Below are 7,025 nucleotides of genomic sequence, written 5' to 3' on the forward strand. Positions count from 1 at the left end.
ACAGGGCAGAGAAGGCACTTAAGGCCCTGGCAGATTCCCTGGAGAAGGACTACCCTGGGGCTGCGGCAAGCCTGCGCGAGGGCCTGGAGGAGACGATAACAATTAACCGCCTCATGCTGCAGGGTGCTCTGCGGCGGACACTACGTTCGACCAATCCCATCGAGTCTGCCATAGAAATGGCAAGGACCGCCGCACGTAGGGTCAAGAGGCGGCGGAGTGGAAACCAGGTCTTAAGGTGGACGCTGGCAGGGCTCAAGGAAGCAGAGCGCAGGTTCCGACGCGTGGCAGGTTACCGGGAGCTACCGCTCCTGAGGATGCGTCTTAAGGGCAACGTTCTCAACGCTACCACGGGCAAGGCAGCAAACGCATGAAAAATCAAGCGGGGGTGCGCTACGTGAAATTCCACGATGATCGGGACAACCTCTTCCTCACCGCATTCTGTTCCCTTGGTGGTCGGGGGGTACCGATAGCGCGGCTGCGTCCAGCTGATTACCCCCGCCGTGTCCGAATCCAGCGCATGCAACCCCATAGCCCCCACCTGTTGGGGTCGTGATGGCCGCCGGGCCAAGGTACTGCCGTTGACACAGCTTCGAGCGACAGGCCCATCGTCGGAACCTGTCAAGTTGTTCTGCAAGTGGTGACACATTGATGCGCCCACCCAGTAGCCTGGTGTTCATAAGCTGATACATCGTCGCGACGGCCTAGTTCATTAATGCAACCCAGTGTTCATGATCTAGCACAATCAACCAGGCAGGTACTTATCTGACGGTGGCTTGGATCAGTGCCATAATGCGTTGCTGTATTGCCACTCATCCTCCTATGAATCGCCTTGTCAGGTGGATTGTGGGATGTACAGTCAGCACCGAACTTATCGATATCCTTCCATTCATTGGCGCTCTGAGGCTAAATCCCTTTTTTCGTCGGTACAATCAGCTCATACCAGACAGCAACTCCGCACATCACAGCCCGTTCACTATGTCACACAGAATTAGGCACAGTCCTTGCGTTCTGGAGTGCCATTGCCTCAGCCACCGCCACGGTGGTTGTATTCTAGACATCTCATAGGCCCAACCCCATGCAATTGAACTACTCATTCGAGGAACTAAATGTTGATCTTGTAGCCTTGATAGTGCCCATACTGCTTGACGAGCAGCTGGAGCTACCCTGGGGACGTTTCAACGACAAGGTACGAGGTCATTGAGACTATAACCTACTGATGCTCTCAGTTGCCGTTCGAGTCAGCCTTGGAGATCATGGAGAGGCTTACTGGGATCAGCGTGCCCGCGAAGGAGGCGCAGATCCTTTCTGGGAAGACCGGGGATGACATGGGCCAGGAGCTTGAGGCGCAAGCAGAGACCGCAAACAGGGACGGATTAAGCGCGGCCTCGAGGCCAGGGAGGCTTTACGTGGCAATAGACGGAGCAATTATGCGTGAGCAGGATGCCTGACGGGAGATGAGGGTGTCGGCGGTTTACGACGTCACAACTCCGCCGAGAGCGCACCGAAGCAATGAAGACGTTGCTAACGAGATAACCTGTGTAGGCCGCAAGGCGGCTCCTTACGCGTTTGGGGTTTGCTTTTTGGCCGAGGCGCAGGCACGCGGTGGGGGAGGAAATGCAGCAGAGGCAATCGTGTTTGGCGACGGCGCGCCGTGGAAGTGGATCATAATCTGGCCTCACCCTGCCAAGATCACGCTAGTCCATGAGGAAGCCGCCGTTGACGTCAATAATCTCGCCGGTGATGAAATCGGCTCCCGGGGAGAGGAGAAATCGTACCGCAGCCGCCACTTCCTCGGGCTTCCCCAGCCTTTTCAGAGGTATGGCCTCGACGATGCTCTTCCGCTTTTCCTCCGACCACTCGGCGCTCATCTCCGTCGCGATGGCATGCGGAGCCACCCCATTGACCGTCACGCCGTAAGGGGCCATCTCCCTGGCGAAGGTCTTGGTTAGGGCATCCAGAGCGGCCTTCGACGGGCCGTAGCCTGGCGCCGAGGTGATGTCGCCGAGTTTGCCGGCAATGGACGAGATGTTGACGATCTTGCCTCTTCTCTGCCGCTTCATGATGTCTGCCACGTGCTTGCAGAAGAGAAAGGCACCCCGCACGTTCACGGCAAAGACCGCGTCCCAATCGGCGGTCTTGATCTCCTCGCCGGTTCGCCGACGGATGATGCCGGCGTTGTTGACCAGGGCGTCTATCCTCTGGCAGGCCGCCTGAACCTCCTCCACCACCCGCTGCACATCGCTTTCCTCAGCCACGTTGCAGCACTGGAAGACTACCCGCCCAGGGTGCTCGGCCACTAGCGCTTGCCCTCGTTCTGCGTTGACATCGCAAGCTACCACTAGATACCCTTCTTCCGCCAACGCCAGGGTGATGGCCCTACCGATGCCGGCCACGCCCCCTGTGACTATCGCCACCTGCTTCTCCATGGTCCCACCTCCGCACTAACCGAAGATGGCGTTGGGAATGAACGTCACAATGGAGGGGAAGAGGTAGATGGCCAGCAAAACCAGGATGATTGTCAAGAAGAACGGCCACCCTTCCCTAACGAAACTCCCCACCGAGCACTCCATGATGGAGCAGACGGAGTACATCGCCAGGCCCACCGGCGGGGTGAGCAGCCCTAAAGCGCAGGTTATGACCATGAGCACCCCAAAGTACACCAGGTCCACACCCAACCGCTTCACCGCCGGCACGAGGATTGCCGTGAGCAGGAGGATGATAACCGTCGAGTCCACGAACATCCCCAGGAGCAACAGAAAGAGGAGGATGATGCCGACAATCACCTTGGGGCTGCTGCTGATACCGAGCAGAAGTTGGGACAGCGCCTGCGGCACCATCTCCCAGGTCATGGCGTAGCTGATGAGGGAAGAGAGTGCAATCAAAAACATGACCATGCCGATGTCCATGATGGTGAAACTGATAGCACGCTTGAACCCTTCCCACGTCATCTCCCGGTAGACGAGCAGGCCAACCACCATCGCATAGACGGCCGCCGCCGCCCCGGCTTCCGACGGGACTAGAAGTCCGAAGCGCAGCGTCACCAGAAGCAGCAGCGGAAAGAGGATGGCCCAAATGCTGTTGGCGAAGGTCGGCAGGATCTCGCTCAGGGGGGTCATCTTCTCCCTCTCCGGCAGATAACGCCGCCGCCGTGATGTGATCGCCACCGTGATCATGAGCAGGGCCGACATCAAGAGGCCCGGCCCGATTCCTCCGGCCAGCAGGCGCCCGATGGAAACCTCGCCAATGGTCCCGTACAGCACGAGCCCGATGCTGGGCGGGATAGCGATGGCGATCAGGGCCGTGAAACCGTGCACCGCCGCCGAGTAGGCCCGCGAATAGCCGCGTTTGGTCATCGTCGGGCCAAGGATGCGGGCCTCCATGGAAGCATCCGCGATGGCTGAACCGCACACTCCGCCCATGAGCGTGCTCAGCACCACGCTTACCTGCGCCAGGCCGCCGTACATATGTCCGGTCATCGCCGTGGCGAACTTCACCAGTCGCTTCGTGATACCGGTCTCATTCATGAGGTTGCCGGCGAAGATGAACATAGGGATGGCGAGCAGCGCGAAGTTCTGCGTTTCGGAAAGGACGCGCTGCACCGGCATGGTCAAAGGCAGACTCGGCTGCTGCACAAAGAAGATGAACCCGGAGATGCCGATGGCGAAAGAGACGGGCATCCCCAGTACTAGCAAAGCCGCGAACACAACCAAAACCCACGTCATGTCTGTCCCCCCTGGACGGCATCAGGCCTGTAGAGCCTGGGTCTTGGCGTCGGCGCTCTCGGCGGCGGACTGACGGCGATGATCCCCGACGATCCGTCCGATCTTGAGCACCGTGCTGATCAGGAGCAGAAAGCTGCCCACCGGCACGCTCAAGGTGACCCACATGTAGCTGAAGCCGGGGATGCCCTGGAACGCCCGGAACCTGGTCAGGTAAGACATCCGAACCCCATATGCGATGAGAAAGCCCAGGAACGCCACGATGATCAGGTGATTGAGGACAGCGATGTAGAACTGGACCTTCTTCGGCAGCCGGCTGACAAACAAGTCCACGTTTACGTGGCGGTCATTCCGCATGGCGGCATCGGCGCTGAAGAACACCGCCCAGGCGAACAGGAAGGTGGCCATGTCCATCGCCCAGGCGAGCGGGTGCCGCAGGCCCCTGGCCACCGCGGCGCCAAAGATGAGGACAAGGATGGTTACTAAGAAAAGCCCAGCGATGATCTCTTCAATCCGGCAGATGTGGCCGTAGATCCTTCTGATTGTACCCATAGACAACTCCCCTCGGGCGAAGCCTGGGGGACCCATCCCCAGTGCGTGCCTCATATGCTGAGCCCCCAGTCCGCCATCGAGGTGGCGGGCTGGGGGTCGGCTGCCGGTTCAACGGCCATTCGGTTTACAGGCTCCTTCACTTGCCCAGGTCTTTGTAGATCTGATCCCTGACTTCAAGGAGGTTCATCTTGCGGTACGCAGCTTCACTCTCCTTCTTGAAGGCGGCTACGTCCACGTCCTTGATGATGACCATGCCTTTCTCCTGAACCTGCTTCCTGACCTTGTCCGTGTTCTCCTGGATAAGGTAGGAGGTCTCCAGGCCGGCTTTGTTGCATTCCTCGACGAGGATGTTCTGGTATTCCTTCGGGAGCCGGTTGAACCAGTCGGAGCTGATCACGATGAAGTTGATGAGCAGGAAATGCCCGGTCTCGTCGACATACTTGAGGACCTCGTACAGGCTTCCATCCATGATGTTGTCATACACCAGTTCTACCCCATCGATAGCTCCCTGCTGCAAAGCGGTGTACATCTCGCCGAAGGCCATGGCGACAGGTGTTGCGCCCAGGGACCTGACACCCTCCTGCCAGATCGGTGCCGGAGCGGTCCTTATGCGCAGGCCCTTCAGGTCCTCCGGCTTCCGGATCGGCTTATTGGTCATGAAGTGCCGGAATCCCTGAACCCACTGGAACGAGAGCACCTGGAAGCCGTACTGCTTGGCCAGCCGTTCGGTCCATGTCTTCACCGTCGGCAGCTTGCTGAGCTTGACCACGTCTTCGATGCTGTCCACAAAGTAGGGGGCATTCATTACGGCGATGTCGGGAATGTAGTTCCCCATGCGGGCCGAGTCGGTGTTCTGGCCTATCGGAACGCCTTGGCGGATCTGCTCCAGGATGTCCTCTTCCACACCCAGCTGTGCACTGTGGAACACCAGAATCTGAAAATCGCCGTTGGTCCGCTCGGCCACCCGCTGCGCCCACTTCTGGAAGCCCGCGTGGTACGGATGGTTCGGGCCCAGCACATGGTTGAAGCGGAGAGTGTAGGTCGGCTGCTTGGCGTACGCGGCCGGAAGGAACAGAGCCGCGGCCAGCAGCGCGAGTAGGCATACGATCAGGAATCTTCTCATGACTCGTAACCTCCTCATTCGTCTGATAGCAGCTATTCCTCCCCGGTAACCCAACACTCCCGTCACATTGCAATCACCTCTTCTTGGCGGTTTCGACTGAAAACGCAGTCTAGACGGAATAGTGAGTCGGTAGTCCAACTACGTATTCGCCCGGGCAGGGACAATTCCTGCTATCAAAACCAAGAAAGTGCACGCGCGTAACGACGGCCAAATGTCTCCCGGCGCCAGGTCCAACGATCTAGCAGGAATTCCAGCCTTCCTGTAGCACTACTACAGCAACAGGAGGGAGCCCGGATGATCAGTCTGATTCAAGAGAGACTCGACACGCTGCGGAGATCCGAGAGACGGGTGGCGGAGTTCACTCTCGAACACCTTGAGGAGGTCCTTTACCTTTCAGTGTCCGAGCTGGCGGACCGGACCGGCACCAGCGATCCGACCGTCATCCGGTTCTGCCGGTCGCTCGGTCTGCGCGGCTACCAGGAGTTCAAGATCGAACTCGCCCGGCAGCTGGTACCCCGCGAAAGGACTATCCATGAAGCGGCAGAAGGCGGTGATGACCCCGCCTCACTGGTCCGCCGGGTCTTCGCCGCCAACACCGACGCCCTCGCCCAGACCCTGCAGGTGCTCGACCCCGTAGAGGTGGGGAGGGCGATCGATGCTCTGGCCAAAGCCGGCAGAATCGAGTTCTACGGGATGGCTGCCTCGGGTGTAGTGGCACTGGACGCCTACCACAAGTTCTTCCGCTTGGGCATCCCCTGCGCCGCTCTGACCGATCCGCACATGCAAGCCATGTCCGCGGCGCTCCTCCAGGCAGACGACGTAGCTGTAGCCATCTCCCACTCGGGGGCTACCAAGGATATCGTAGAGTCTCTGCGCATCGCCAGGGAGGCCGGCGCCGTCACCGTGGCCATCATCGGCCGCCGGGTCTGCCCTGTGGCTGCCGTGGCCGACATCAAGCTCTGGTGCCACACCCGGGAACAGGAGTTCAAGCCGGAAGCGGTTGCCTCGCGCATCGCGCAGCTCTCGGTGATCGACGCGCTCACCGTCGGGGTTGCCCTGCGCCGCAAGAGCATCGCCGTGGAAAACCTGGAGAAGACACGGCGGGCACTGGTCAACAAGAGGTATTGAGCCGCACCCGGGAGTGAGACTTGGCGCATGTCGCCTCACCGTCAACCTGCCGGGCTACCGCGGAGACCATGCCTTTCGCCGACGGATGCCACTCAGCGCGGTCGTCGACGTAAATACGTGGGACACAATGAACCCCAGAGCCAATAACTCCGTTGGGGATCGATGATGCGAGACAGATCGAAGGCTGGGGCATGGGAATGCGCCTCGTGCGCGGCGGTTCAGGTCTGATCGGCGAAACGCCACCAGGCGTACGTGCCCAATAGCCCAGCAGGACTGGCCAGGCAGAGAATGGCGTAACTTGCAGTTCCGAGATTCATCTTATCCGTCCCCGCTACCCCGCTGTAGAGCGCCGGAACCGACCAGGGGAAATATGCTCCATAACCTACGGCGGCGATGATCTATAGGTAAGCAACCCGGCAGTGAACAGTTCCCTGCTCACATGGGCCTCTCTAGCTGGTATAATGGCTGCCAGCTGAAGGGAGGGATTGCCCATGCCAATGCCA

General features: G+C 59.6%; 7 protein-coding genes. 3 read left to right on the plus strand and 4 right to left on the minus strand.

The window, feature by feature from the left end; translation table 11 throughout:
* Together NUW23_14460 and NUW23_14465 are read left to right on the plus strand one after the other, a co-directional pair.
* Window positions 1–371 (plus strand): transposase (locus NUW23_14460; GenBank protein MCR4427362.1); only part of this gene is annotated, 371 nt, incomplete at its 5' end.
* Between the two features lie 882 nt (window positions 372–1,253).
* Window positions 1,254–1,448 (plus strand): hypothetical protein, encoded by a 195-nt coding sequence (locus NUW23_14465; GenBank protein ID MCR4427363.1) that lies wholly within the window; start codon window positions 1,254–1,256, stop codon window positions 1,446–1,448.
* Window positions 1,449–1,694: 246 nt separating this feature from the next.
* Here the strand turns inward: NUW23_14465 and NUW23_14470 are convergent, their stop codons facing one another.
* From NUW23_14470 to NUW23_14485, 4 genes are all read right to left on the minus strand, one after another.
* Complete coding sequence (locus NUW23_14470) at window positions 1,695–2,426, minus strand: SDR family oxidoreductase (GenBank protein ID MCR4427364.1); 732 nt, start codon at window positions 2,424–2,426, stop codon at window positions 1,695–1,697.
* Window positions 2,427–2,441: 15 nt separating this feature from the next.
* Entirely contained in the window at window positions 2,442–3,722 is a 1,281-nt protein-coding gene (locus tag NUW23_14475) for a TRAP transporter large permease subunit (protein MCR4427365.1), read from the minus strand.
* A gap of 21 nt (window positions 3,723–3,743) precedes the next feature.
* On the minus strand, window positions 3,744–4,271 hold the full coding sequence (locus NUW23_14480) for a TRAP transporter small permease (GenBank protein MCR4427366.1): 528 nt from the start codon (window positions 4,269–4,271) through the stop codon (window positions 3,744–3,746).
* Window positions 4,272–4,407: 136 nt separating this feature from the next.
* Window positions 4,408–5,394 (minus strand): C4-dicarboxylate TRAP transporter substrate-binding protein, encoded by a 987-nt coding sequence (locus NUW23_14485; GenBank protein ID MCR4427367.1) that lies wholly within the window; start codon window positions 5,392–5,394, stop codon window positions 4,408–4,410.
* Between the two features lie 294 nt (window positions 5,395–5,688).
* On the opposite strand from NUW23_14485, the gene NUW23_14490 reads away from it, so the two are divergent.
* Window positions 5,689–6,522: a MurR/RpiR family transcriptional regulator gene (locus NUW23_14490; protein ID MCR4427368.1), complete on the plus strand. Its 834-nt coding sequence runs from the start codon at window positions 5,689–5,691 to the stop codon at window positions 6,520–6,522.
* Window positions 6,523–7,025: the final 503 nt, after the last annotated feature.

The organism is Bacillota bacterium (assembly GCA_024655925.1).
Lineage (GTDB): Bacteria > Bacillota > DTU025 > DTU025 > JANLFS01 > JANLFS01.

Excerpts from the sequence above, each read along its gene's own strand:
- NUW23_14465 (MCR4427363.1), top strand. The coding sequence starts at position 1,254 with ATGGAGAGGCTTACTGGGATCAGCGTGCCCGCGAAGGAGGCGCAGATC.
- NUW23_14470 (MCR4427364.1), bottom strand. The coding sequence starts at position 2,426 with ATGGAGAAGCAGGTGGCGATAGTCACAGGGGGCGTGGCCGGCATCGGT.
- NUW23_14475 (MCR4427365.1), bottom strand. The coding sequence starts at position 3,722 with ATGACGTGGGTTTTGGTTGTGTTCGCGGCTTTGCTAGTACTGGGGATG.
- NUW23_14480 (MCR4427366.1), bottom strand. The coding sequence starts at position 4,271 with ATGGGTACAATCAGAAGGATCTACGGCCACATCTGCCGGATTGAAGAG.
- NUW23_14485 (MCR4427367.1), bottom strand. The coding sequence starts at position 5,394 with ATGAGAAGATTCCTGATCGTATGCCTACTCGCGCTGCTGGCCGCGGCT.
- NUW23_14490 (MCR4427368.1), top strand. The coding sequence starts at position 5,689 with ATGATCAGTCTGATTCAAGAGAGACTCGACACGCTGCGGAGATCCGAG.